Below are 21241 nucleotides of genomic sequence, written 5' to 3'. Positions count from 1 at the left end.
AGGGCAAGCCCTCCAAGTTATCTGGTGGATGCGTCTAATGGGTGTTTCTATTGGGTCATTCCAAGCCGTCACATTGGCGATGGAGGGGGGGGTGTGTATAGCCATTGTTTAAGCGATGAGGGGGGGGGGTGTATAGCCGCTGCTGCAGCCACCGAAGGGCTTGATCACGGCTAAGCACTTGGTAGTGGAAATTGTGCTTAGTCAGGTAAGCTCGGTTCGGTCAGACGCCCATTGATAACGATGTTTTGGAAGCGGGATTGTTTCGCTTAGCAAGCTCAGAAAATTAACTGACTGTTGCACTTGCTCCTTGAGACCGCCATGTTATGAAAACCCCGAGTGCCACTAAGCGTTTTGTCGCGGGCTGTGCGTTGGCTTATGCCGTGTTCATGGCCGGTTCTGCCGTGGCTGCAAGCCCCGCTGAGTTTGTTGACGAAGCGTCTGCGGCAGGGATTGCGGAAATCGAGAACAGTCGTATGGCGATTCAGAAAACCAAGTCGGTCGATATCAACAGCTATGCCGTGGAAGTGATCAAGGATTACACCGATGCCAACCGTGACCTTAAGGATATTGCTCAGAAGCAAGGGCTGGAGGTGGCGGCTGAAGAAGATGTCTTGAGCAAGGCCAAGACGATGATGCTGCAAGTGCAGGAAGGCGCGTCGTTTGATGTGGCGTATGTGGCCAATCAGGTAAAAACCCACGAAGACGCTATTTCGCTCTTTAAGCAGCAAGCTCACCAGTCAACGTCGCCGCAGCTTAAAGCGTTTGCGAAGAAGTATTTGCCGAAGCTGGAGATGCATCTGGACATGGCCAAGAAGTTGGCGACTACGCATCAAAAAGGTGAGGTGGATAAACCGGTCAGTTAATGGCCCCTGTGGCGCTGGCGCTGACGCGCGTCAGCGCACTGTCGCTAGGCCTTGGCGTCGGTTGTTTCTTCGTTGGAGGTGATGACCGTTTCGGTGCAGGTCACTTCCACTGACTGGTTTTCACCGATGCGTTTGTATTGTTTGCGAATATTGTGCAGCTCTTTGGTGTCCAGCGCGTCCAGGTTGAGCACGGCGTTTTGTGCTTCTTTGGTCACGCGCAGCAGTTCATCAATTTTGATATGCAGCACATCGTTGTCGCGGTTCTGGGTATTTTGAATGAGGAACACCATGAGGAACGTGATGATGGTGGTCGAGGTGTTAATGATCAGTTGCCACGTGTCGTTGTAATGAAACCAGGGCCCCGAAACAGCCCATATCACGATCAGTAAAATGGCGATCTGGAATGTTCTGGGGCTTCCTGCCTGCTTGGCAAGTCCTTGGGAAAAGGTATCGAATTTCATCTTGTGCCTCTGAGTGGTCGTTATAACTGGGACCACGGCAGGTGTTTGAAATTCTTTTTTCTTACATCGACCTTTTCATCTCCAGTGGAAACATTGCCCGTCAGGCGGCATCAAGGTTGGGTTGGGCCGGGTAAGACCGAAGGTGGCGTGACTGAGCGCTCGCCATCGCCTATCGGGCCATTGCCATCCGTATTCATACCGCCCTGACGGCCTGGATCATTGCCTTGAATGCGTGGATCGACTGACGGGTGCGTCGGGGTGTCCGCATCGTTGTGGATTTTGGAATCCTGATTGATGGTGGGCTCAATCCCTTGGGTCGCTGGCGCGGGGGCGGGCCCTTCGGGAAGGGTCGGGCCGGTGGAAGACGAAGCCGCATAGCTGCTGACGGACACCATGCCCAAGGCAGTGGCGAAAGACAGGTGTTTAATCAAGGTCATCATGAGGTCGACTCCAAAGTGGGGAGGGCTACATGATGTTGGTGTGTGAACTGCACATGTTCGTGCCACCCAAGTGACGAGCGGTTACTCGGTAATCGCCGCGTCACGGGGGCGTCAGGCTCAAACGGCGATGTCGTTGAAGCTGCAGTATTCTTCCCAGCTCATGTCCAGGGCTTCAGCGACTTCCTGATGCACTTCCCGGCGCATAGCGGCCAATTCTTCCGGCGAGCGGGCGATGAGTTCCAGGGCCAGCTCCCAGGCTTCGAGGCCACGGCTTTGGGCTTCGTCTTCAAATGCCCAGAGGATTTGCTGCTGGCGATCCTCGTGGCTGAGGTCTTTCATTTCTTCGATCAGTTCAGGGTGCCCTTTGATGAACGTATCCAGGGCCAGTTCGTTGCGGGATTCTTTAGGGATCATTCGTATTCTCGGGGCCATTCAGGGCAATAAACGACCTGCCAAGACAGGCCGTTTTCAAGGTGTTGAGCATCCTAGCGGCTTCACCCGGTGATGAAAAGCGCCGCAACACGAGCTACCCGACAGCTTGCAGCTTGCTTTCTCGTTGCAGGGCATAACCCCACACTGCGAGGGTCAGGGCCGCGATGACGGCGCCGACCATGACGATGCCCTCCCAACCGTAAACCGGGTAGGTTTGTGCGCCCGCGAGCGAGCCCAGAGCGCCGCCAATGAAATAACAGGTGATGTAACCCGCGTTAAGGCGATTGCGCGCCGCGGGCCGGATTTGAAACACGGCGTTCTGGTTGCTCACATGGACCAGTTGCACGGCAAAGTCCAAGGCCAGCACGCCGATCAACAGGGCGGCCAATGAGCTACCGGCAAATGCCATGGGCAGCCAGCACGCCAGCAATACCAATAAACCGGCAGTGGTGGCCTGTTGGCCCTTGCCACGGTCAGCCATGCGCCCGGCCCAATTGGCCGCCACCGCACCGACGGCACCCGCGAGCCCGAACAGGCCGATCACCGCGTCAGAATAACCGTAGGGCGGCAGTGCCAGCAGAAAGGCCAGGGGTGTCCAGAACAAGGCAAACAACGAGAATGTCAGCAGGCCCAACAGCGCGCGCAGGCGCAATACCGGCTCTTCCACGAACAGGCGAAAGACCGATCCCAGCAGTTTCGGATAGCTCAACCCTGCGCTCTGATGATGATTGGGCAGGGCGCAGTACAGCGCGAGGGCGCTGATAAACATGAGCGCGGCGGCCAGCAGGTAAATGGTGCGCCAATCGCCTGCCGAAGAGAGGGCGCCTGCCACGGTGCGTGCCAGCAGAATACCCAGCAGCAGGCCGCTCATCAGTGTGCCTACGACCCGGCCCCGGCTTTGCGGATCCGTCAGGCTGGCAGCCATGGGCACCAGTACCTGGGCCGAGACAGAAAACAAGCCGGTGACCGCCGTACCCAGCAGCAACAGGGTCAGCGACGGGGCAAAAGCACTCAAGAGCAAGCCCAGCGCGCTTAAGACGGTCATGCTGACAATCAGGCGGCGTTGCTCAAACAGGTCACCCAGCGGCACCAGTAACAGCAGGCCGGCGCCATAACTCAACTGGGCGGTGATCACGACGGTACCGGCACTGCTCATGCTCAAGCCCAGCTCTTGGGCGATGGTGTGCAGCAAAGGCTGGGCGTAATAGTTGCTGGCCACGGCCAGGCCCGTCGCAGTGGCCATCAGCAGGATCAGGGCAGTGCTCAGGGGTTTGTGAGCGGCAGGGGAGGTGGACATCGACTGTCTCATCGGCATGGAGTGTGGCGTGAAGTATCAGGACTGCTGCCCGTGCATGTCACTGAATATGTCGAAGTTTTTTGCAGGCCAACGACAAAGCCCTTCACCCGGAGGGAGAAGGGCTTTGAAAATGCAACGTTTCGGTGATGGCCGAGACAGTCGCCGTATCTTAGTTACGACGGCCCAGCAACAGGCCTACTACCAGACCGAAACCGGCAGAAATCGCAACGGTCTGCCAGGGGTGGCCGCCGATGTAATGCTCGGTTGCGTCAACCACCGGCTTGCTGCGTTCGCGAACGTTGTTTACGGAGTCCAGTGCCTGCTTGAGTTTCAGGCCCACCTGCGCACGCAGTGTTTCGCCTTCTTCGCCAACCAGCGATGCACTGTCCTTGAGCAGCTTGTCCGATTCGGCTATCAGGTCTTGCAGCTCGCTGAAAGCCTGGTCTTTGATTTGGTCTTCAGCGGCTTGTACGGCGTTTTTTCGAGCCATTGCGGTACTCCTTGCAGGTGAAAAGGATGATGAGTTATGGAGTCAATCCGGTCGTGAAAAGTTGCATCTGTTTTGCGGGATGTACGGTGTTGAGCTGACAGCGTAGTTAAAAACCTGGCTGAGACACTTCTTTTGAAGGTGTAAGATGTAGCCCAAATTACGCCGCAGGAACCTGTCATGAGCTTCAATCTCGCCAATAAGCCCCTTGCTGAGCGTGCTGCGCTTGAAGATGAAAAATCACGTCTGTTTGACCTTTGGCAGAGCAATCTGGGTAAGGCCAAAGGCGATGCCGCACGTCTGTTCGGTGAGCGTGCCAAGCGCAAGGGCAAATGGGCCGAATGGGTCCGTTCCGAGCTGGACGCCATGTCGCCGCCCGAATACGCAAACATGGTGCGCAGTGAAGTCAACCGTCTGATGGCCGCGGCCAAGTAAAACGCGTAGATGCGGCTGATCAGGCGATCTCCAGCACGCTGAAATGCTGGACTGCGGCCCCGACCTTGATCTGCACCTCGTCGTCGAGGTACTTGCCCAGCAGCGCAGCGCCCAGTGGCGAGCGCGGTGTGATGACAGTGACGGTTTGCCCGTTCGCCTTGAGCGTCAAGCCTGCCGCATCAGGGGCCAGCAGCAGGTACTGCGAGGTGCCCTTGTCTGTTTCGAGACACACCAGCGCCCCGATCTGAATCCCGCGCGCGGGTTCCAGTGGTTCCAGCGACATGGCCTGACAGCGTTTAAGTGCCTGGCGAATTTCCTCTACCCGACGTGCCTGACCTGTTGCCAGATAGGAAGCTTCCAGCCCAAGGGTGTCGTACTTGTTCTCAGCCACATTTTCTTCGTGGGTGGCAGCTTCGTAGGCGGTCTGAGCCGCGCGTTGCAGCACATCGAGATCAATCTCGAGTTTCTCCAGTAGCAGGCGGTGTACGTCGGTCTTGTTCATAAGCAGGGACGGTCAGGTCTTCAGTTAATTGCAAAAACGCAGCACGTTGGCGCGGCTTTTGTCGGTCGGGGCGTTCTGATCTTGCTGTAGCCAAAACTGGCAGGTGGGGTTTGCCAGGTTGCGGTTGCTGTCACGCGCCTGCTCCAGCCGTTGCTGCTGTTCGTGTTGATACAGGTTTTGCTGATATTGCTCAAACATCACATTGCTTGGGGCGGGCGGCGGCGTCGACGGCAGTGTCGTCGGGTGCAAGAGGGCGGCTACAGGCGCCAGGGAAGCGGGTCCGGCAGCGCGATAGATCAACCAGCACGTCAGGGCTATCGCTACAAACCCGAACCAAAGCCCAAGGGCAATACAGCCGATCAGGGAAAGCGGGCTGAGGGTGACTGACAATCGACGGCGAGCAATCGGACGAGCGGGCATGGCAGCCTCCGGGCGGGCGCGTGGTGTGAGTGAGCGGCGATTGTCGCACGACTGTCGCGCAGATTAATGCGCCATAACGCTTCTGTCCCTGCTGTTTTATGCGGACAATCGGCCCTTTGAATGTTGGAGCCTGGAATGAAAGTCTCCTGGGATATTTTTTGCAGTGTGGTCGACAACTACGGCGACATTGGTGTCACGTGGCGTCTGGCCCGTCAGTTGGCGGCCGAGCATGATCTGGCGGTGCGGTTGTGGGTCGACGATTTGCACGCGTTCGTGCCGCTGTGTCCTGAGGCGGATGCCACAGCCAGTGAACAATGGCAGCAGGGCGTGGAGGTTCGCCAGTGGCCACAGGTCTGGGCGGCGGTGGAGGTGGCCGACGTAGTGATCGAGGCGTTCGGCTGCAAATTGCCAGAGGCTTATTTGCGCGCCATGAAAGAGCGTGTCAGCCCTGCGTTGTGGATCAATCTTGAGTACTTGAGTGCAGAGGACTGGGTGGCCGGCTGTCACGGCTTGCCTTCTCTACGGCCCGATGGCCTTAAACGCATTTTCTTTTTCCCCGGCTTTGAAGCTGGTACGGGCGGCTTGCTGCGCGAAGGCGATTTACTCGCACGACGTCAGTCCTTTCAGCGGAATCCGCTGGCGCGGCAGGCGTTCCTGCAAGCGTTGGGCGTCTTTCCAGACCCGCAGGCGCGCCTGATCTCGTTGTTTGCTTATGAAAACACGGGCCTCGCCAGTTGGCTGTCAGCCTTGTCAGCGGGTCATCGCGCGACGCATTTGCTGGTTCCGCAAGGGCGGATCATGGCGGACCTGCTGCACTGGCTTGATGTTGAAGCGTTATCGCCTGGTACCGTTGAGCGGCGCGGCACGCTGACTGTTCAGGCGTTGCCGTTTGTCCGGCAGGAGGATTACGACCGCATCTTGTGGAGTTGTGACTTCAATGCCGTGCGGGGCGAGGACTCCTTTGTGCGGGCGCAGTGGGCCGCTCGTCCCATGCTTTGGCATATTTACCAGCAAGAAGAGGACGCGCATTGGGTCAAGCTCAAAGCCTTCCTGGCGTTATACGTCAACGGCCTGTCACCGGCCGCCGCGCAGGCGATTACCGACCTGTGGCTGGCCTGGAATGCGGGCGCGGACATGACCAAAAGCTGGAATGACGTAGAAGAACACTGGGAGCAACTGTCCGCCCACGCTGAGCGCTGGTGTCTACAACAGGCAAACCAGGCTGATCTTGCGCAAGCGCTGGTACTGTTTTATAGAAATTGGATATGATACGCGGCCTAGATTTTTGTAAATCTCAATCCAAATTCGGATACTCGCAATGAAAACTGGTAAAGAGCTTAAACCCGGCACAGTCATCAAGCTCGAAAACGACCCTTGGTTGGTTCAGAAAGCTGAATTCACCAAGTCGGGCCGTAACAGCGCGATCATGAAGACCAAGCTGAAGAACCTGCTGACTGGCTACAAGACTGAAATCGTTTACAGCGCTGACGACAAGCTGGACGACGTGATCCTGGACCGTAAAGAAGCGACCCTGTCCTTCATCTCCGGCGACACTTACACGTTCATGGACACCACTGACTACACCATGTACGAGCTGAACGCTGAAGACATCGAAGCCGTTCTGCCTTTCGTTGAAGAAGGCATGACCGATGTTTGCGAAGCCATCTTCTTCGAAGACCGTCTGGTTTCCGTGGAGCTGCCGACCACCATCGTGCGTCAGGTTGACTACACCGAAGGTTCCGCTCGTGGCGATACCTCGGGCAAAGTGATGAAGCCTGCCAAACTGAAAAACGGTACCGAGCTGAGCGTTGCAGATTTCGTTGAAATCGGCGACTGGATCGAGATCGATACCCGTGACGGTGGTTCCTACAAGGGCCGCGCCAAGGTTTAATCCTGGCGTTCACCGCACGACAAAAACCCGACCACAAGGTCGGGTTTTTTTTGCTTCATGAAATCGTGCGCAAGGCCCGGTTTTGAGCTTTGCCACTGGCCTGCGACTGGGTAGCATGGCCGATCACCATGAGGGGCAGTGATGTTGATGGATGTTGTGATGTACACCGCGTTGGGTGTCGCGCTGGGGGCGATGGGCGGATTGTTCGGGATAGGCGGTGGTTTGATTGCCATTCCCGTGCTGGGCCTGTGGTTTGGTCTGGATCAGCAAATGGCGCAAGGTACGGCCTTGGTCATGTCGGTGCCCAATGTGCTGGTGGCGCTGTATCGCTACAACCAGCGCAATCGCATCGACCTGCGTCAGGCATTACCGCTGGTGGCGATGAGTTTCTGCTTTGCGTGGCTGGGCGCGATGCTGGCGGTAGGGCTGGATCCGCGCATTATTCGGTGGGGATTTGTCGGTTTTTTGCTGGCGATTACGCTGTATAACCTGATCAAACTGTATGGCGCTGCGGCTAAAGCGCCCACAGGCTCTCGCTACGGCTGGCCATGGTTTGGCGCGTTGGGGGCATTGGCGGGAACCACAGGCGGGTTATTTGGCGTAGGTGGTGCGGTGGTCGCGGCGCCCGTATTGACCAGCGTTTTCGGCACCTCGCAGGTGGTGGCGCAGGGCATGTCGCTGGCCCTGGCGGCACCGAGTACCAGCGTCACGTTGTTGACCTACGCCATTCATCACGAGGTCAATTGGCTGATGGGCGTGCCCATGGCCATCGGCGGGTTGCTGAGTATCAGTTGGGGCGTAAAAGTCGCACACGCGCTGCCCGAGCGTGTGCTGCGCGCCTTGTATTGCGGCTTCTTGCTGGTATGCGCCGGGTTGTTGGCCATCAAAGCTTGAAGCCATCGACGATGTAGTGCGCGAAGCATTCAATAATCGGCGACGGCGTCGTGATGGGTTTGCGCAGCAATACAATGCTGGCAGACGGTAGCTGAGGCAGATTCTCGGCTTCCCCGACAATGCGCAGCCCGGGGGTCAACAGGCTCTCGAGTTGCGCAGTCACGGCCAGTCCTGTGCTGACCACAGCATTAATGGCCGCCAGGCTGGCGCTGGTATAAGCGACCCGGTATTCGCGTTGCATCGCATCCAACGCATTGCAGGCCCAGACCCGGCAAAAACACTCGGTGTTGAACATGGCCAGTGGCAGCGGCGTTTGTTCATGGGGCGTAAAACCTTCAGCCACCATCCACACGAAGCGTTCCTGACGCAGAATCTGTCCTCGCTCTGAGCCTGGCTTGCGGGTGACGATGGTCAAGTCCAGATCGTTACGTTGCAGCAGTAACGCAGATGGCTCGCAATGCACTTCCACATTGATCAGCGGGTAATCCTGAGCGAATCGCGACAGCACCCCGGGCAAAAAACGCATCACGTAATCGTCCGGTGAGCCGATTTTGATCGTGCCCACCATGTGCGGCTGGCGCAGGGTATTGAAGACCTCGCCGTGCAATTTCAGAATGCGCCGCGCGTACCCGAGCAGGACGTGGCCTTCCGTCGTCAATGAAACATTGCGCCCGTCGCGCTGAAAAAGCGGGCATTGAAGGACATCTTCTTCAAGCCGTTTCATTTGCATGCTCACTGCCGATTGCGTGCGGTTGACAACGTCGGCGGCGCGGGTGAAGCCGCCATGATCCGCTATCGCCACAAACGTGCGCAGCAGGTCGGTATCTATGCTGGGGAAATCAGCCATTCATCAATCTCTGAGATGAGTCGCATAAGAAACATTCGTTGGATTGATCTTAGGCCCACACAGACACTTGAGCCATCCCCCAAGAGGACTCAAGCGATGAAAGGTAATAAGGTTTCAGCCGTGTGGTCACGGCTCGTCCGGTGGCACCAGTTAGCCCGCGAACGGGCATGTTTGCGCAGGATCAGTGATGCAGCGCTCAAGGATCTGGGGCTGAGCCGCGCGGACGTAGAAATTGAAAGTCATCGGCACTTCTGGGAAGACCCGTTTAACAAATAAACGGGTCTTCATGAGCCCTTGCGCCTGGTGCCAGGCGCAACGTTTCAGCGTTTGACTTGCTTGAGGGTTTCGGCAATCAAAAACGCCAGCTCCAATGACTGATCGGCATTCATTCGCGGGTCGCAATGGGTGTGATAGCGGTCCGACAAGCCATCTTCGGTAATCGGCCGTGAGCCGCCAATGCACTCGGTGACATTTTGCCCGGTCATTTCGATGTGAATACCGCCGGCGTAACTGCCCTCGGCTTCATGCACCTGGAAGAAGTGTTTCACTTCGCGAAGGATCTGCTCAAAGTCGCGGGTTTTGTAGCCACTGTTGGCCTTGATGGTGTTGCCGTGCATCGGGTCGCAGCTCCAGAGCACTTGCTTGCCTGCACCCTCGACCGCACGAATCAACTGCGGCAAATGATCGCCCACCTTGTCGGCTCCCATGCGTGCGATCAGATTGAGGCGGCCCGGGTCGTTGTTCGGGTTGAGCGTGTCGATCAGTCGCAGCAAGTCATCGGTGTTCATGCTCGGCCCGACCTTGACCCCGATCGGGTTATGGATCCCGCGCAAAAACTCGACATGCGCGCCGTCCAGTTGGCGCGTACGGTCACCGATCCACAGCATGTGGGCCGAGCAATCGTAGTAATCGTTGGTCAGGCTGTCGCGGCGCACGAAGGCCTCTTCGTAATTGAGCAGCAGCGCTTCGTGGGCAGTGAAGAAACTGGTTTCGCGCAATTGCGGCGAGCTGTCCATGCCGCAGGCGCGCATAAATGCCAGGGTTTCATCAATGCGGGTGGCCAGTTGGCTGTACTTTTCAGCCAGGGCCGAGTTGGCGATGAAGTCCAGATTCCATTTGTGGACCTGATGCAGGTCGGCAAAACCGCCCTGGGCAAAAGCGCGTAGCAGGTTCAGGGTCGCGGTGGACTGGTTGTAAGCCTGCACCAGGCGTTCGGGGTCCGGTACACGGCTTTTTTCATCAAAACCGATGCCATTGACGATATCGCCGCGATAGGCCGGAAGCGTGATGCCGTTGAGGGTTTCGTCATTGGCCGAGCGCGGTTTGGCGAATTGGCCGGCCATGCGACCGACTTTGACCACCGGGCAACCCGCCGCAAACGTCATGACGATGGCCATTTGCAGTAACACTTTGAACGTGTCGCGAATCTTGGCCGCGGAAAACTCGGCAAAACTTTCAGCGCAATCGCCACCTTGAAGCAGAAAAGCCCGACCCTGTGTGACTTCCGCAAATTGGCGGCGCAACTCGCGTGCTTCGCCTGCAAAGACCAGCGGCGGGTAACTGGCCAGGCTTTGTTCGACCCGCAGCAGGTGCGCGGCGTCAGGGTAGACAGGTTGTTGCTGGATTGGCAGGGCTCGCCAGCTGTCGGGGCTCCAGGATTGGCTCATCGCAGACTCTAATGTGGAAGTGAGGTGGGCCATGGTAGCAGCAAATTAGTGCGTGACCTGCCGCGCTGCTATGGCCGACAATCGCGCCTTTCTGCTCGGCGCCGAGTGGTGGTTTTTTAGTGCGATGCCCGGGTTGTGCCGGGTCGCGGCAAGGAGAGGAAATGTCTGAGGAGCGCGTTGAGCGTCTGCTCGCCGAAGTTCATGATGACTTCGGCATGATTCGGGTGCTTGAAGTGGAGGATTACCGCTTCCTCGAATTTGGCGATGCGATCGAGCAAAGTTGTGTCTTCACCGCTGATCCCAGCTGGCTGGAGTATGACTACACCCGCGCCATGCTGATCGGCGCGCTGTGCCATGAAGCCCCTGAAAGTGCCCTGTTTTTAGGGTTGGGCGCAGGCACCCTGACGCAGGCCTGCCTCAAGTTTCTGCCCCTCGACGATGTCGAAGCCATCGAGCTGCGACCTGACGTCCCCCGGCTGGCCATCGAGTACCTGGGCCTGGACGATGACCCCAGGCTTTACATTCGTATCGGGGACGCCCTCGAGTTGCTCGACAGTGCGGAGTCGGCAGACCTCATTTTTGTCGACCTTTATAACGACCTCGGGCCTGCGTCCGGGCACTTGGCCTGGGGGTTCCTCGAAAACTGCCAGAAGAAACTCAATCCCGGCGGCTGGCTGATCATCAATCAGTGGGCCACCGATGATGGCAAACCGTTGGGTGCGGCACTGCTGCGCGGTTTGTACCATCGCCATTACTGGGAGTTGCCGGTGAAGGAGGGCAACGTGATCTTGATGGTGCCTGCGGATCTGGAGCAGACACTGGCGCTGGACGCGGTCACCGGGCGTGCTCAAGCGCTGGCGTCGACGCTGGGGTACTCGCTGGAGCCGTTGATCAAAGCCATTCGGCCTGCCACCTGAATGCGCAAAGATGAAACGTTTTAGCCTTTGGCCCCGAGTGGCCAAGGGTTTGGCGTTTTTTGAACCGGTCAAAATATCCTTAAGGCCCGGTCTATAGAGGCATACAGCGCTTTTTGCCTCAAAAAAACACTTCTTTTTTTTGATAAATCCGGTATAGTGCGCGCCGGCCTTTAGCCGGGCCACGTTTAGGTGTCGCATTTCCCGAAGCACGCTTCGGCTGCTCGTCCGTTTCGCGGACAACCCTGAACGCTCCATTCATTTAAACGTTTTCGCAAATCCCCGCCGACAAAGCAGCCAGGGCGACTCTTGAGTCTTACACGGCATGCGCAGCTTTGGAGCATGGGTCTTTGCGGATGCACTTAGAGGCAGACCCATGACCCAGGAAACCGGCGGCTTCGCCGCTTTTAATCTTAATCCGAATATTCTTGCAGCCGTCGCAGCGACTGGCTACGAAGAACCTTCGGCTATTCAGCAGCAATCGATCCCGATCATCATGGCCGGTCACGACATGATTGGTCAGGCGCAAACCGGTACGGGTAAAACCGCCGCGTTCGCCCTGCCGATCCTGCACCGCATCGATCCTGCTAAGCGCGAGCCGCAAGCCCTGATCCTGGCGCCAACCCGTGAGTTGGCGCTGCAAGTAGCAACCGCTTTCGAAACCTACTCCAAGCAAATGCCTGGCGTAACTGTGGTAGCCGTTTACGGCGGCGCGCCTATGGGCCCACAGCTGAAAGCAATCCGTAATGGCGCACAGATCGTTGTCGCCACACCTGGCCGTCTGTGCGACCACTTGCGTCGCGACGAAAAAGTACTGGCAACCGTGAACCACCTGGTTCTCGACGAAGCTGACGAAATGTTGAAGCTGGGCTTCATGGACGACCTTGAAGTGATCTTCAAGGCTCTGCCATCGACCCGTCAGACCGTTTTGTTCTCCGCGACCCTGCCGCAGTCGATCCGTGCCATTGCTGAGCGCCACCTGCGCGATCCGCAACACGTGAAGATCCAGACCAAGACTCAGACCGTTACCGCGATCGAACAGGCTCACCTGTTGGTTCACGCTGACCAGAAGACCTCGGCTGTATTGAGCCTGCTGGAAGTCGAAGACTTCGACGCCCTGATCATGTTCGTGCGCACCAAGCAAGCGACCCTGGATCTGGCCAGTGCCCTGGAAGCCAAAGGCTACAAAGCCGCTGCGCTGAACGGTGACATCGCCCAGAACCAACGTGAGCGCGTGATCGACTCCCTCAAGGATGGCCGTCTGGACATCGTTGTGGCGACCGACGTGGCAGCACGTGGTCTCGACGTTCCGCGTATCACCCACGTGTTCAACGTTGACATGCCGTACGACCCTGAGTCCTACGTTCACCGTATCGGCCGTACTGGCCGTGCCGGTCGCGAAGGTCGTGCGCTGTTGCTGGTAACGCCGCGTGAGCGTCGCATGCTGCAAGTGATCGAGCGTGTAACCGGTCAAAAGGTTGCTGAAGTTCGCCTGCCGGATGCTCAGGCCGTTCTCGATGCTCGCATCAAGAAGCTGACCAACAGCCTGGCGCCGCTGGTCGCTGATGCCGAATCGACTCACGGTGATCTGCTGGATCGCCTGACTGCCGACATCGGTTGCAGCCCGCGTGCCCTGGCCGCCGCTCTGCTGCGCAAAGCCACCAACGGTCAAGCCCTGACCCTGGCGGCCATCGAGCGCGAGCGTCCACTGGTGCCGAACAGCGCGCCGCGTGAACGTTCGGGTGATCGTCCTGAGCGTGGTGATCGTGAGCGTCGTGCGCCGGTTCCATTGGCCGAAGGCCGTGCCCGTTGCCGTACCGCGCTGGGTGCGCGTGATGGTATCGCTGCCAAGAACCTGCTGGGCGCTATCCTCAACGAGGGTGGCCTGGCACGTGAAGCAATCGGTCGCATCCAGGTGCGTGACAGCTTCAGCCTGGTAGAACTGCCGGAAGATGGCCTGGAAAAACTGCTGGCCAAGCTGAAAGACACCCGTGTTGCCGGCAAACAGCTCAAGCTGCGCCGCTACCGCGAAGATTAATCACTGCTGCAGTGATTGATCGATAAAAAAATCCCCGACGTGTTCGGGGATTTTTTTTGTCCGGAAGGTGGGTCTACGTCAGGTCGATAGCCTGCCTTCATCCAAATCGATAAATATCCATGCCCAGCGCACCCAGCGTCCAGCCCGCGTGCGCCACGTGAAATGCCCCGCCGGCCCCACGGGCGAAAAACAGTGGCAGCACGTGCTCATCACTGGGGTGGTTACGCGCGGCATGGGGGGCAGCACGCCGGTAGTCGTGAAGCGCTGCCTCATCGTCAGCCTCGAGTTTTTCAATCATCCAGTCCCGAAATGCCTTGGCCCACGGCTCGATGCGCTCGGGGCCTGCGTGCCAGTCCAGCTCGCGCAGGTTGTGGGTGATGCTGCCGGAGCCGATCAACAAGATGCCTTCTTCACGCAGACCGTCCAGGGCGCGGCCGATGTGTGTCTGAAAGGCAGGGCCTCGCTGGCTGGGCAGAGAAACCTGCACCACGGGGATATCGGCCTGTGGGTACATCAGGGACAACGGCACCCAGGTGCCGTGATCAAAAGGGCGTCGCGGGTCCAGTCGGGCAGGTAAACCGTTGTCAGCCAAGCGTTGCGCTACCTTTGCGGCCAGTTGGGGATTCCCCGGGGCCGGGTATTGCACAGCGAACAAGGCAGGGGGGAATCCGCCAAAGTCATGCCAGGTTTCAGGTGCCGCGCCGCTGCTGACAATCAGTTCCGCGCTTTCCCAGTGTGCAGACATGATTACGATAGCGTTCGGGCGCGGCAGTTCGGCGGCCAAACGGGTCAAGGCGGGCCCACTGGCGCCGGGCTCAAGTGCCAGCATTGGCGAGCCATGAGAAATAAACAGGCTGGGAAGCATGAACAGGGCCCTCAGGGTTAAGATGCGTCATCTTCGTTCTGATCAATGATCTAAATCCAATATAAGTTTTAGTGGTTATCCATCGAATTTAAAGGTGAATCATGCAGGCTGATTTTTGGCACGACCGTTGGGAGCGTAATCAGATTGGCTTTCACCTGGAGCAGGTCAATCCCCATTTAGCGCGTTATTGGCCCGACCTCGGCCTTGAGCCCGGTACGCGCGTGCTGGTGCCGCTGTGCGGAAAAACCCTCGATTTAACGTGGCTGGCGGCACAGGGTTATGAGGTGCTGGGCGTTGAGCTGTCTGAGACAGCGGTGCAGGCGTTTTTTAGCGAACACGACCTCGACCCCAAGGTCAGTCAGCGGGGCGGCTTCAGGGTCTACGAGGCAGGGCCGGTGACGTTGCTGTGTGGTGATTTTTTTGCGTTGAGCGCTGAGGAGGTCGCGGCCTGTTCGGGCGTGTATGACCGCGCGGCCATCATCGCCTTGCCCCCGCAGATGCGAGAGGACTATACGGCCCATCTGACACGCATCTTGCCAGCGCGCTGCCGGGGCCTGTTGATTACCCTTGATTACGAGCAGTCGCAGATGCAAGGCCCGCCGTTTTCCGTGCCCGATGCGCAGGTGCAGCGTCTTTTGGCGGCAGATTGGTCAATCGAGATCCTTGAGCAACCGGACATCCTGGGTAAGAGCTGGAAGTTTTTGAAAGGCGGTGCAACCCGGTTGGTTGAGCGTGTCTACCGCCTGGAAAAAACGGCCTGACGCGCACTGGACCGTGATATGAAAAAGGGCGACCGAAGTCGCCCTTTTTTGTTCGCCGTAAACGTTAGCCGCGGCGACGCAGTGCGTCGATACGCTCTTCCAGCGGCGGGTGGCTCATAAACATACGGGCCAGCCCTTGTTTGATGCCGCCATTGATACCAAAGGCCGCCAGGCTGTCCGGCATGTGCACAGGCAGGCCCTGTTCGGAGCGCAAGCGTTGCAGGGCGCTGATCATGGCTGCTGTGCCCGCTAGGTGAGCACCTGCTTCGTCAGCCCGGAATTCACGCTTGCGCGAGAACCACATCACAATGGCGCTGGCCAGGAAGCCCAGCACCAGTTCTGCGAAGATCGTCGCCACGTAGTAGGCAATGCCGCGGCCTTCTTCGTTCTTGAAAATCACCTTGTCCACAAAGTTGCCGATGATGCGGGCGAAGAACATCACAAATGTGTTCACCACCCCTTGCACCAAGGCCAGGGTCACCATGTCGCCATTGGCGACGTGGCCGATTTCGTGAGCCAGAACCGCTTTTACTTCATCGGGAGAAAAACGCTCCAGCAGGCCCTGGCTGACAGCAACCAGTGCATCGTTCTTGTTCCAGCCTGTTGCAAAGGCGTTGGCCTCATAGGCGGGGAAAATCCCGACCTCGGGCATTTTGATCCCGGCTTCCCGGGACAATTGCTCAACGGTTTGCATCAGCCATTGTTCATGACGAGTACGGGGTTGAGTGATGACCTGGGTGCTGGTGCTCATTTTCGCCATCCATTTGGAAATGAACAGCGAGAACAAAGATCCTGCGAAACCAAAGACTGCACAGAAAACCAACAGCTGACTGAGGTTCAGATCAACCCCGTTGGCCGCCATGAACCCGTTGAAGCCGAACAGGCTCAGGGTGATGCTGGCAATCAGCACGACCGCCAGGTTAGTGGCCAAAAACAGCAAAATGCGCATCATGGTTGTAAGAATCTCCTCGACTTAAGGTATTGCCGCATGCGGGTATATAAGGTGCTGTTACAGGCTATTCAACCAAGTGACTATTTCAAACTGTGTCCTACAGGCTGATTCTAGTTGTAAGAAAGCCGTTTCCTAATACGGATTGACTTTATTTAGACGCGAAAATTCGGTTTCGGGTCAATAAATACAAGGCATGGCGATTTTAGCGAGGTGCGGGGAGGGGGGCAGCAGACGAGCGGATGTGGCGGGTGAAGAATATTTCATACAAAACATGCTGTGCGACATTTGATGTGTCGCACAGCATTTTGGGAAATTACTGACGATAGGTTTTCAGGAAGTTACCGATTCTGCCGATCGCCTGATCCAGTTCATCCACCCGTGGCAGCGTGACCACACGGAAATGATCTGGCCACGGCCAGTTAAAAGCCGTGCCTTGCACCACCAGCAGTTTTTCCGAAAGCAGCAGGTCCAGGACGAATTTCTCATCGTTGAGGATCGGGCAGACTTTAGGGTCAATCCGCGGGAAGGCATACAAGGCTCCCATGGGCTTCACGCAACTGACGCCCGGGATATCGTTGAGCAACTCCCAAATGCGGTTGCGTTGTTCGAGCAAGCGTCCGTTAGGCAGCACCAGGTCATTGATGCTCTGATAACCGCCCAGCGCCGTCTGGATCGCATGCTGGCTCGGGACGTTGGCACACAGGCGCATGTTGGCCAGCATGTCGATGCCTTCAATGTAGCTCTGGGCATTGTGTTTGGGGCCGGAAATGGCGATCCAGCCGGAGCGGAAGCCCGCGACGCGATAGGATTTCGACAAACCATTGAACGTCAGGCACAGGACGTCCGGGGCCAGCGAAGCCGTACAGATGTGCACGGCATCGTCGTACAGGATCTTGTCGTAGATCTCATCAGAGAACACCACGAGGTTGTGTTGGCGTGCGATTTCCAGCATGCCTTGCAACACTTCTTTGGAGTACACCGCCCCCGTCGGGTTGTTCGGGTTGATGATGACCATGGCCTTGGTGTTCGGAGTAATTTTGGCCTTGATGTCGGCCAGGTCCGGGAACCAGTTGGCCTGTTCGTCGCACAGGTAGTGCACCGGATGGCCGCCTGCCAGCGTTACCGCAGCGGTCCACAGCGGGTAATCAGGGGCCGGGACCAGCACCTCATCGCCATTGTTGAGCAGGGCTTGAAGCGACATCACGATCAGCTCGGACACACCGTTGCCCAGGTAGATGTCTTCAATACCGACGCCTTCGACCTGTTTTTGCTGGTAGTACTGCATCACCGCCTTGCGCGCGCTGAACAAGCCTTTGGAGTCACTGTAGCCCTGCGCGGTGGGCAGGTTGCGGATCACGTCCTGGAGGATTTCATCCGGGGCTTCAAAACCAAATGGCGCCGGGTTGCCGATATTCAGCTTGAGGATGCGATGGCCTTCCTCTTCCAGGCGTTTGGCGTGCTTGAGCACTGGGCCGCGAATGTCATAACAGACGTTGGCGAGCTTGTTTGATTTGCTGACCTGCATGGCGATGTGATCCCGAAAATGAACGATCCAGCCAGAGGTGATGCCTGACTGGGAAATTCTGTGCCTTCACACAGCGGCAATCCGCGTCGCTTCAACAATCCGTTTGAATGCGGATAACGCGGGTGCCAGACTGGCGTTTAACGAGGCGCAATCATACGTGCCACCCGACCCCTGGAAAAGCCACTGGTCGGGGGTTTTTCAGTGACAGAGGGATAACCATGCACAAGTTGGAAAAAACACTGGACGAGTGGAAGGCCATGCTCGACCCGGAGCAATACAACGTCTGCCGTCTTAAAGGCACCGAGCGGCCGTTCTCGGGCAAATACAACGCCACCAAAACAGATGGCGTTTACCACTGCATCTGCTGCCAAGCACCTTTGTTTGACTCAACAGCCAAGTTTGATTCGGGGTGCGGCTGGCCGAGCTTTTATAAGCCGATTGGCGAGAACGCAATGCTTGAGATCCGTGACGTGAGCCACGGGATGATTCGCACCGAAGTGGTGTGCGCCACGTGTGACGCGCATCTGGGGCATGTATTCCCCGACGGCCCACCGCCAACAGGGCTACGTTACTGCATCAACTCGGTGTGCCTGGATCTCGTACCGCGCGACTGACCATCACTTTTCGAGGCGCCGTCATGACCGATAACGTGTTGAATATCCCTTGCACTACGCTGACAGGTGAAACAAAAACCTTGGCCGACTTCAACGGCAGAGCGCTGCTGGTGGTCAATACCGCCAGCAACTGCGGGTTTACGCCTCAATACAAGGGCCTTGAAGCCCTGTGGCAGCAGTACAAGGATCGCGGGCTGGTGATTCTTGGCTTCCCTTGCAACCAGTTCGGGCAACAGGAACCGGGGGACGAGGCGGCCATTTCGCAGTTTTGCGAGACCCATTACGGCGTGAGCTTCCCGCTGTTCAAAAAAGTCGAGGTCAATGGTGCCCAGGCACACCCGCTGTTCAGGGCGCTGAAGACCCGGGCGCCGGGGTTGCTGGGCTCCACCGCCATCAAGTGGAATTTCACCAAGTTTCTGATCAGTGCCGACGGCCAGACCATCAAGCGTTACGCCCCGCCGACCAAGCCGAATGCCTTGAAACCCGACATAGAAGCACTTCTCGGCTAAGCGTCCTTGCTGACACCGGGCCAACCTTTCAAGGCGTCAAGGGCACCCAGGTGTCCAGCAGGGCTTCAAGCTCTTCACGGCGGAAAGGCTTGGCCAAATAGTCGTTCATACCGGCTGCCCGGCAGCGCTCGCGCTCTTCGGGCATGGCGTTGGCGGTCAGGGCCACAATCGGCAGGTCCGGCCAGCGCTCACTCTGGCGGATCTGCCGACTGGCTTCATAACCATCCATGACCGGCATGTTGCAATCCATCAGCACCAGGTCAAAGTCGTGCTGCTCCAGTTGACTCAAGGCCTCGCCGCCGTGGGCGGCGACCGCCACATCGCATCCCAATTTGCTCAACATGCCTTTAGCCACCAATTGGTTGACCGGGTTGTCTTCGACCAGCAGGATTCGCGCCCGATGTTCGGTTGGCTGGCTGCTGGCCGGCACGCTCAATGCTTCGTCATCGTCGTGTTGCAGCAAGTGCTGCAGGCTTTGATAGAGCGCTTTGCGCGAAAGCGGGCGGGCCTTTTGTTGCAGGGGGGCCAGGGCATTCACTTGGTCGCCGGGCATGAAGTTGCCATACGCCGTGACCAGCAAAATCGGCGCTTTGATCGCGGGCCGCAAGCCAAACAGGCATTCCGGACAATCGGTGATCAGCAGGTCAGGCTCAATGCCTGCCAGTGAGTCGTCGATCGAAAAACGTTGATAGTTCAGCCCCCAGGTCGGCAACAGGTTGCCAAGCAGTTCAGACAAGCCGCTGCTGGCGGCGGTGACGGCAATGACCTTGCCCTGCAATGGCTTGAGCGAAAGGGTCGACGTGTGACAGGGCAGCGGCAGGTCGGCGCAGAACTGGCTGCCAAAACCCATCTCGGAGCTAATGGTCAGACGCCCTTGCATGACCTCGCACAGGCTATTGGTCAATGCCAGCCCCAAGCCTGTGCCGCCAAACTGCCGGGTAATGCCTGCGCCGGCCTGGGTAAAGGGTTTGAAAATTCTGGCCTGGGCTTCTCGGGCGATGCCAATGCCGGTGTCACACACCTCAATGCGCACACGGTCGTTTTCTGCATGCAGGCGCACATCCACGCGCCCAAAGCGGGTGAACTTCAGCGCGTTGGAGAGCAGGTTGCTGACGATTTGCCGTACTCGTGTCGGATCGCCGATCACCAGTGCCGGAAAGTGCGGGTCAATCAGGCACGTCAGTTCCACGCTCGGGGCGGCATTCTGCGACAGCAGGTTGGCCGTGTCTTCAACCAGTGCGCCCAGGTCGAACGCAATGTGTTCGAGTTCCAGTTGCCCCGCGTCGAATTTAGACAGGTCGAGAATGTCATTGAGCAGTTCGACCAGCACTTTGCCCGAATCGTGGGCAATCGACAGTTGCTGATGCTGTTCGGCATTCAACGGGCTGTCCAGGCTCAAAGCCAGCATGCCCAGCAGGCCATTGAGCGGCGTGCGTATTTCGTGGCTCATGTTGGCGAGAAACGCCGAGCGCGCCTGGGCCATCTCCAGCGCCGTGCTGCGGGCGGTTTCGAGCTCTTCATTGGATTGCGTCAGGCGCGCGTTGATCGCCTTGAGCTCCTGGGTGCGGGCCGACACGATGTGTTCCAGTTGCGCCAAGTACTCGGTCAGGCGGTTCTCAGCGCTGCGCCGGTGGTCGATTTCCCGCACCAGGGCGTCAAATTGCTGGTTGGCGACGTCAACCAGCACCCCGATCTCGTCGTCTTCATGACCGGGCGGGCAATCAATACGCGATTGTTTGGGATCACCGGGTTTGCTGTTGCTCAGGTCGCGAATCACCCGCACCAGAGGCTTGGTCAGCATCACGTAAAACAGCGCGAGCAGCAGCCCGGACAGAATCAGGCTGCGGGCAAAGCCGGTCAGCAGGGTGACTTCTGCCCGGTGCAAGAAGCGGCTGCCAAACGGGTAAGTGTCCACCTCAAGGTGCAGCACGCCCACGCTTTGTTCCGGCAAATGATTGAAGTAGAGCCGGTCATCGAATGAGCGGTTGGCGCCGAATAAAAAGTCGCTCAGCGTGCGATAGCGGCCGTCTTCGGGCTGATCATGCACCGAGGCCAGCATGGATTTGTCGTTGTCACTCAATTGCGCGCCAATGATCGCGGGCGAACGCAAGAGCCCCAATACCAGCTCCTGCGCCAGTTCGGAGTCGAGGTTGTAGGCAATGCGTGAGGCCGGGTTATGGCTGATTTCAAGCAAGGATTGGATTTCACGATTGATGGCAGCGTTTTCGCTGGCATAATCGATGCCAATTTGTAGCAGGCTGAGCAGCGTCCCCAATACAAAGCCGACCAGCACTGTCAGCCTCGCCTGTTTGAAAGACAGGCGGTGGGTGAGTTTTATATCCATAGGGTGCTGCACCTGTTTCCATTCTTTTCGCCGGACCAGAGATTAACAGGTTAGCCGACACACGGTGCCGGGATCATCCTGCT

At 57.8% G+C, this 21241-nt stretch carries 24 protein-coding genes; 11 read left to right on the top strand and 13 right to left on the bottom strand.

Features of this window, described 5'->3' with window-relative positions; genetic code table 11:
- The first annotated feature begins 323 nt into the window (after positions 1-323).
- Positions 324-863 (top strand): DUF4142 domain-containing protein, encoded by a 540-nt coding sequence (locus TU74_RS14855; RefSeq protein WP_047273904.1) that lies wholly within the window; start codon positions 324-326, stop codon positions 861-863.
- Positions 864-907: 44 nt separating this feature from the next.
- On the opposite strand, the gene TU74_RS14850 is transcribed toward TU74_RS14855, so the two are convergent.
- The 5 genes from TU74_RS14850 to TU74_RS14830 form a co-directional block, all read right to left on the bottom strand.
- Positions 908-1324 (bottom strand): low affinity iron permease family protein, encoded by a 417-nt coding sequence (locus TU74_RS14850; RefSeq protein WP_048376946.1) that lies wholly within the window; start codon positions 1322-1324, stop codon positions 908-910.
- Positions 1325-1434: 110 nt separating this feature from the next.
- Complete coding sequence (locus TU74_RS14845; RefSeq protein WP_053070015.1) at positions 1435-1764, bottom strand: hypothetical protein; 330 nt, start codon at positions 1762-1764, stop codon at positions 1435-1437.
- Positions 1765-1881: 117 nt separating this feature from the next.
- The gene (locus TU74_RS14840; protein WP_047275572.1) at positions 1882-2178 is read right to left on the bottom strand and encodes a DUF6388 family protein; all 297 of its coding nucleotides are present in this window, start codon (positions 2176-2178) and stop codon (positions 1882-1884) included.
- A 112-nt stretch (positions 2179-2290) separates the two neighbouring features.
- Complete coding sequence (locus TU74_RS14835) at positions 2291-3493, bottom strand: MFS transporter (protein WP_048376945.1); 1203 nt, start codon at positions 3491-3493, stop codon at positions 2291-2293.
- A 169-nt stretch (positions 3494-3662) separates the two neighbouring features.
- Positions 3663-3983, bottom strand: coding sequence for an ElaB/YgaM/YqjD family protein (locus TU74_RS14830; RefSeq protein WP_047273911.1), 321 nt, complete (start codon positions 3981-3983; stop codon positions 3663-3665).
- A gap of 177 nt (positions 3984-4160) precedes the next feature.
- Here TU74_RS14830 and TU74_RS14825 point away from each other — a divergent pair, with 177 nt between their 5' ends.
- A complete protein-coding gene (locus tag TU74_RS14825) occupies positions 4161-4415 on the top strand; it encodes a hypothetical protein (RefSeq protein ID WP_047275577.1) in 255 nt (84 codons plus the stop codon).
- Positions 4416-4434: 19 nt separating this feature from the next.
- On the opposite strand, the gene TU74_RS14820 is transcribed toward TU74_RS14825, so the two are convergent.
- Both TU74_RS14820 and TU74_RS14815 read right to left on the bottom strand, forming a co-directional pair.
- Positions 4435-4917 carry a GreA/GreB family elongation factor gene (locus tag TU74_RS14820; protein WP_048376944.1) on the bottom strand — a complete coding sequence of 161 codons (483 nt, stop codon included), beginning with the start codon at positions 4915-4917 and terminating at the stop codon, positions 4435-4437.
- A gap of 24 nt (positions 4918-4941) precedes the next feature.
- On the bottom strand, positions 4942-5337 hold the full coding sequence (locus tag TU74_RS14815) for a hypothetical protein (protein ID WP_047280147.1): 396 nt from the start codon (positions 5335-5337) through the stop codon (positions 4942-4944).
- Between the two features lie 135 nt (positions 5338-5472).
- On the opposite strand from TU74_RS14815, the gene earP reads away from it, so the two are divergent.
- From earP to TU74_RS14800, 3 genes are all read left to right on the top strand, one after another.
- Complete coding sequence (gene earP, locus TU74_RS14810; protein WP_047293002.1) at positions 5473-6606, top strand: elongation factor P maturation arginine rhamnosyltransferase EarP; 1134 nt, start codon at positions 5473-5475, stop codon at positions 6604-6606.
- Positions 6607-6655: 49 nt separating this feature from the next.
- A complete protein-coding gene (locus TU74_RS14805) occupies positions 6656-7228 on the top strand; it encodes an elongation factor P (RefSeq protein WP_047273922.1) in 573 nt (190 codons plus the stop codon).
- 141 nt (positions 7229-7369) lie between these two features.
- Entirely contained in the window at positions 7370-8122 is a 753-nt protein-coding gene (locus TU74_RS14800) for a sulfite exporter TauE/SafE family protein (RefSeq protein ID WP_048376943.1), read from the top strand.
- Here TU74_RS14800 and TU74_RS14795 read toward each other — a convergent pair.
- Positions 8112-8969 (bottom strand): LysR family transcriptional regulator, encoded by an 858-nt coding sequence (locus TU74_RS14795; RefSeq protein WP_047293006.1) that lies wholly within the window; start codon positions 8967-8969, stop codon positions 8112-8114. The two genes, TU74_RS14800 and TU74_RS14795, sit on opposite strands and share 11 nt — an antisense overlap.
- Positions 8970-9065: 96 nt before the next feature.
- On the opposite strand from TU74_RS14795, the gene TU74_RS23565 reads away from it, so the two are divergent.
- On the top strand, positions 9066-9245 hold the full coding sequence (locus tag TU74_RS23565; protein WP_082149880.1) for a DUF1127 domain-containing protein: 180 nt from the start codon (positions 9066-9068) through the stop codon (positions 9243-9245).
- A 44-nt stretch (positions 9246-9289) separates the two neighbouring features.
- On the opposite strand, the gene TU74_RS14790 is transcribed toward TU74_RS23565, so the two are convergent.
- Positions 9290-10636, bottom strand: a complete 1347-nt coding sequence (locus tag TU74_RS14790) for a class II 3-deoxy-7-phosphoheptulonate synthase (RefSeq protein WP_048376942.1) — start codon at positions 10634-10636, stop codon at positions 9290-9292.
- A gap of 161 nt (positions 10637-10797) precedes the next feature.
- Here TU74_RS14790 and TU74_RS14785 point away from each other — a divergent pair, with 161 nt between their 5' ends.
- Both TU74_RS14785 and TU74_RS14780 read left to right on the top strand, forming a co-directional pair.
- The gene (locus TU74_RS14785; protein WP_047273931.1) at positions 10798-11553 is read left to right on the top strand and encodes a spermidine synthase; all 756 of its coding nucleotides are present in this window, start codon (positions 10798-10800) and stop codon (positions 11551-11553) included.
- A gap of 373 nt (positions 11554-11926) precedes the next feature.
- A complete protein-coding gene (locus TU74_RS14780) occupies positions 11927-13588 on the top strand; it encodes a DEAD/DEAH box helicase (protein WP_047275591.1) in 1662 nt (553 codons plus the stop codon).
- A gap of 97 nt (positions 13589-13685) precedes the next feature.
- Here the strand turns inward: TU74_RS14780 and TU74_RS14775 are convergent, their stop codons facing one another.
- The gene (locus TU74_RS14775) at positions 13686-14453 is read right to left on the bottom strand and encodes a DODA-type extradiol aromatic ring-opening family dioxygenase (RefSeq protein WP_048376941.1); all 768 of its coding nucleotides are present in this window, start codon (positions 14451-14453) and stop codon (positions 13686-13688) included.
- Between the two features lie 101 nt (positions 14454-14554).
- Here TU74_RS14775 and TU74_RS14770 point away from each other — a divergent pair, with 101 nt between their 5' ends.
- The gene (locus tag TU74_RS14770; RefSeq protein WP_048376940.1) at positions 14555-15214 is read left to right on the top strand and encodes a thiopurine S-methyltransferase; all 660 of its coding nucleotides are present in this window, start codon (positions 14555-14557) and stop codon (positions 15212-15214) included.
- A 64-nt stretch (positions 15215-15278) separates the two neighbouring features.
- On the opposite strand, the gene htpX is transcribed toward TU74_RS14770, so the two are convergent.
- Together htpX and TU74_RS14760 are read right to left on the bottom strand one after the other, a co-directional pair.
- A complete protein-coding gene (htpX, locus tag TU74_RS14765) occupies positions 15279-16166 on the bottom strand; it encodes a protease HtpX (protein WP_047273939.1) in 888 nt (295 codons plus the stop codon).
- Positions 16167-16479: 313 nt separating this feature from the next.
- The gene (locus TU74_RS14760) at positions 16480-17691 is read right to left on the bottom strand and encodes a pyridoxal phosphate-dependent aminotransferase (protein ID WP_048376939.1); all 1212 of its coding nucleotides are present in this window, start codon (positions 17689-17691) and stop codon (positions 16480-16482) included.
- 218 nt (positions 17692-17909) lie between these two features.
- Here TU74_RS14760 and msrB point away from each other — a divergent pair, with 218 nt between their 5' ends.
- Both msrB and TU74_RS14750 read left to right on the top strand, forming a co-directional pair.
- On the top strand, positions 17910-18305 hold the full coding sequence (gene msrB / locus TU74_RS14755) for a peptide-methionine (R)-S-oxide reductase MsrB (RefSeq protein WP_047293016.1): 396 nt from the start codon (positions 17910-17912) through the stop codon (positions 18303-18305).
- Between the two features lie 23 nt (positions 18306-18328).
- Positions 18329-18814 carry a glutathione peroxidase gene (locus TU74_RS14750; protein ID WP_048376938.1) on the top strand — a complete coding sequence of 162 codons (486 nt, stop codon included), beginning with the start codon at positions 18329-18331 and terminating at the stop codon, positions 18812-18814.
- 28 nt (positions 18815-18842) lie between these two features.
- Here the strand turns inward: TU74_RS14750 and TU74_RS14745 are convergent, their stop codons facing one another.
- Positions 18843-21158, bottom strand: coding sequence for a response regulator (locus tag TU74_RS14745; RefSeq protein WP_048376937.1), 2316 nt, complete (start codon positions 21156-21158; stop codon positions 18843-18845).
- Positions 21159-21241 lie beyond the last annotated feature (83 nt).

It is taken from the genome of Pseudomonas lundensis (assembly GCF_001042985.1).
GTDB lineage: Bacteria > Pseudomonadota > Gammaproteobacteria > Pseudomonadales > Pseudomonadaceae > Aquipseudomonas > Aquipseudomonas lundensis.
The sequence above is the reverse complement of the archived record's forward strand: the minus strand, read 5'-3'. Positions and strand labels throughout refer to the sequence as shown.

Bases quoted from the DNA above. Each gene is read 5' to 3' on its own strand.
- TU74_RS14855 (WP_047273904.1), top strand. From the start codon at position 324: ATGAAAACCCCGAGTGCCACTAAGCGTTTTGTCGCGGGCTGTGCGTTG.
- TU74_RS14850 (WP_048376946.1), bottom strand. From the start codon at position 1,324: ATGAAATTCGATACCTTTTCCCAAGGACTTGCCAAGCAGGCAGGAAGC.
- TU74_RS14845 (WP_053070015.1), bottom strand. From the start codon at position 1,764: ATGATGACCTTGATTAAACACCTGTCTTTCGCCACTGCCTTGGGCATG.
- TU74_RS14840 (WP_047275572.1), bottom strand. From the start codon at position 2,178: ATGATCCCTAAAGAATCCCGCAACGAACTGGCCCTGGATACGTTCATC.
- TU74_RS14835 (WP_048376945.1), bottom strand. From the start codon at position 3,493: ATGTCCACCTCCCCTGCCGCTCACAAACCCCTGAGCACTGCCCTGATC.
- TU74_RS14830 (WP_047273911.1), bottom strand. From the start codon at position 3,983: ATGGCTCGAAAAAACGCCGTACAAGCCGCTGAAGACCAAATCAAAGAC.
- TU74_RS14825 (WP_047275577.1), top strand. From the start codon at position 4,161: ATGAGCTTCAATCTCGCCAATAAGCCCCTTGCTGAGCGTGCTGCGCTT.
- TU74_RS14820 (WP_048376944.1), bottom strand. From the start codon at position 4,917: ATGAACAAGACCGACGTACACCGCCTGCTACTGGAGAAACTCGAGATT.
- TU74_RS14815 (WP_047280147.1), bottom strand. From the start codon at position 5,337: ATGCCCGCTCGTCCGATTGCTCGCCGTCGATTGTCAGTCACCCTCAGC.
- earP (WP_047293002.1), top strand. From the start codon at position 5,473: ATGAAAGTCTCCTGGGATATTTTTTGCAGTGTGGTCGACAACTACGGC.
- TU74_RS14805 (WP_047273922.1), top strand. From the start codon at position 6,656: ATGAAAACTGGTAAAGAGCTTAAACCCGGCACAGTCATCAAGCTCGAA.
- TU74_RS14800 (WP_048376943.1), top strand. From the start codon at position 7,370: ATGTTGATGGATGTTGTGATGTACACCGCGTTGGGTGTCGCGCTGGGG.
- TU74_RS14795 (WP_047293006.1), bottom strand. From the start codon at position 8,969: ATGGCTGATTTCCCCAGCATAGATACCGACCTGCTGCGCACGTTTGTG.
- TU74_RS23565 (WP_082149880.1), top strand. From the start codon at position 9,066: ATGAAAGGTAATAAGGTTTCAGCCGTGTGGTCACGGCTCGTCCGGTGG.
- TU74_RS14790 (WP_048376942.1), bottom strand. From the start codon at position 10,636: ATGAGCCAATCCTGGAGCCCCGACAGCTGGCGAGCCCTGCCAATCCAG.
- TU74_RS14785 (WP_047273931.1), top strand. From the start codon at position 10,798: ATGTCTGAGGAGCGCGTTGAGCGTCTGCTCGCCGAAGTTCATGATGAC.
- TU74_RS14780 (WP_047275591.1), top strand. From the start codon at position 11,927: ATGACCCAGGAAACCGGCGGCTTCGCCGCTTTTAATCTTAATCCGAAT.
- TU74_RS14775 (WP_048376941.1), bottom strand. From the start codon at position 14,453: ATGCTTCCCAGCCTGTTTATTTCTCATGGCTCGCCAATGCTGGCACTT.
- TU74_RS14770 (WP_048376940.1), top strand. From the start codon at position 14,555: ATGCAGGCTGATTTTTGGCACGACCGTTGGGAGCGTAATCAGATTGGC.
- htpX (WP_047273939.1), bottom strand. From the start codon at position 16,166: ATGATGCGCATTTTGCTGTTTTTGGCCACTAACCTGGCGGTCGTGCTG.
- TU74_RS14760 (WP_048376939.1), bottom strand. From the start codon at position 17,691: ATGCAGGTCAGCAAATCAAACAAGCTCGCCAACGTCTGTTATGACATT.
- msrB (WP_047293016.1), top strand. From the start codon at position 17,910: ATGCACAAGTTGGAAAAAACACTGGACGAGTGGAAGGCCATGCTCGAC.
- TU74_RS14750 (WP_048376938.1), top strand. From the start codon at position 18,329: ATGACCGATAACGTGTTGAATATCCCTTGCACTACGCTGACAGGTGAA.
- TU74_RS14745 (WP_048376937.1), bottom strand. From the start codon at position 21,158: ATGGATATAAAACTCACCCACCGCCTGTCTTTCAAACAGGCGAGGCTG.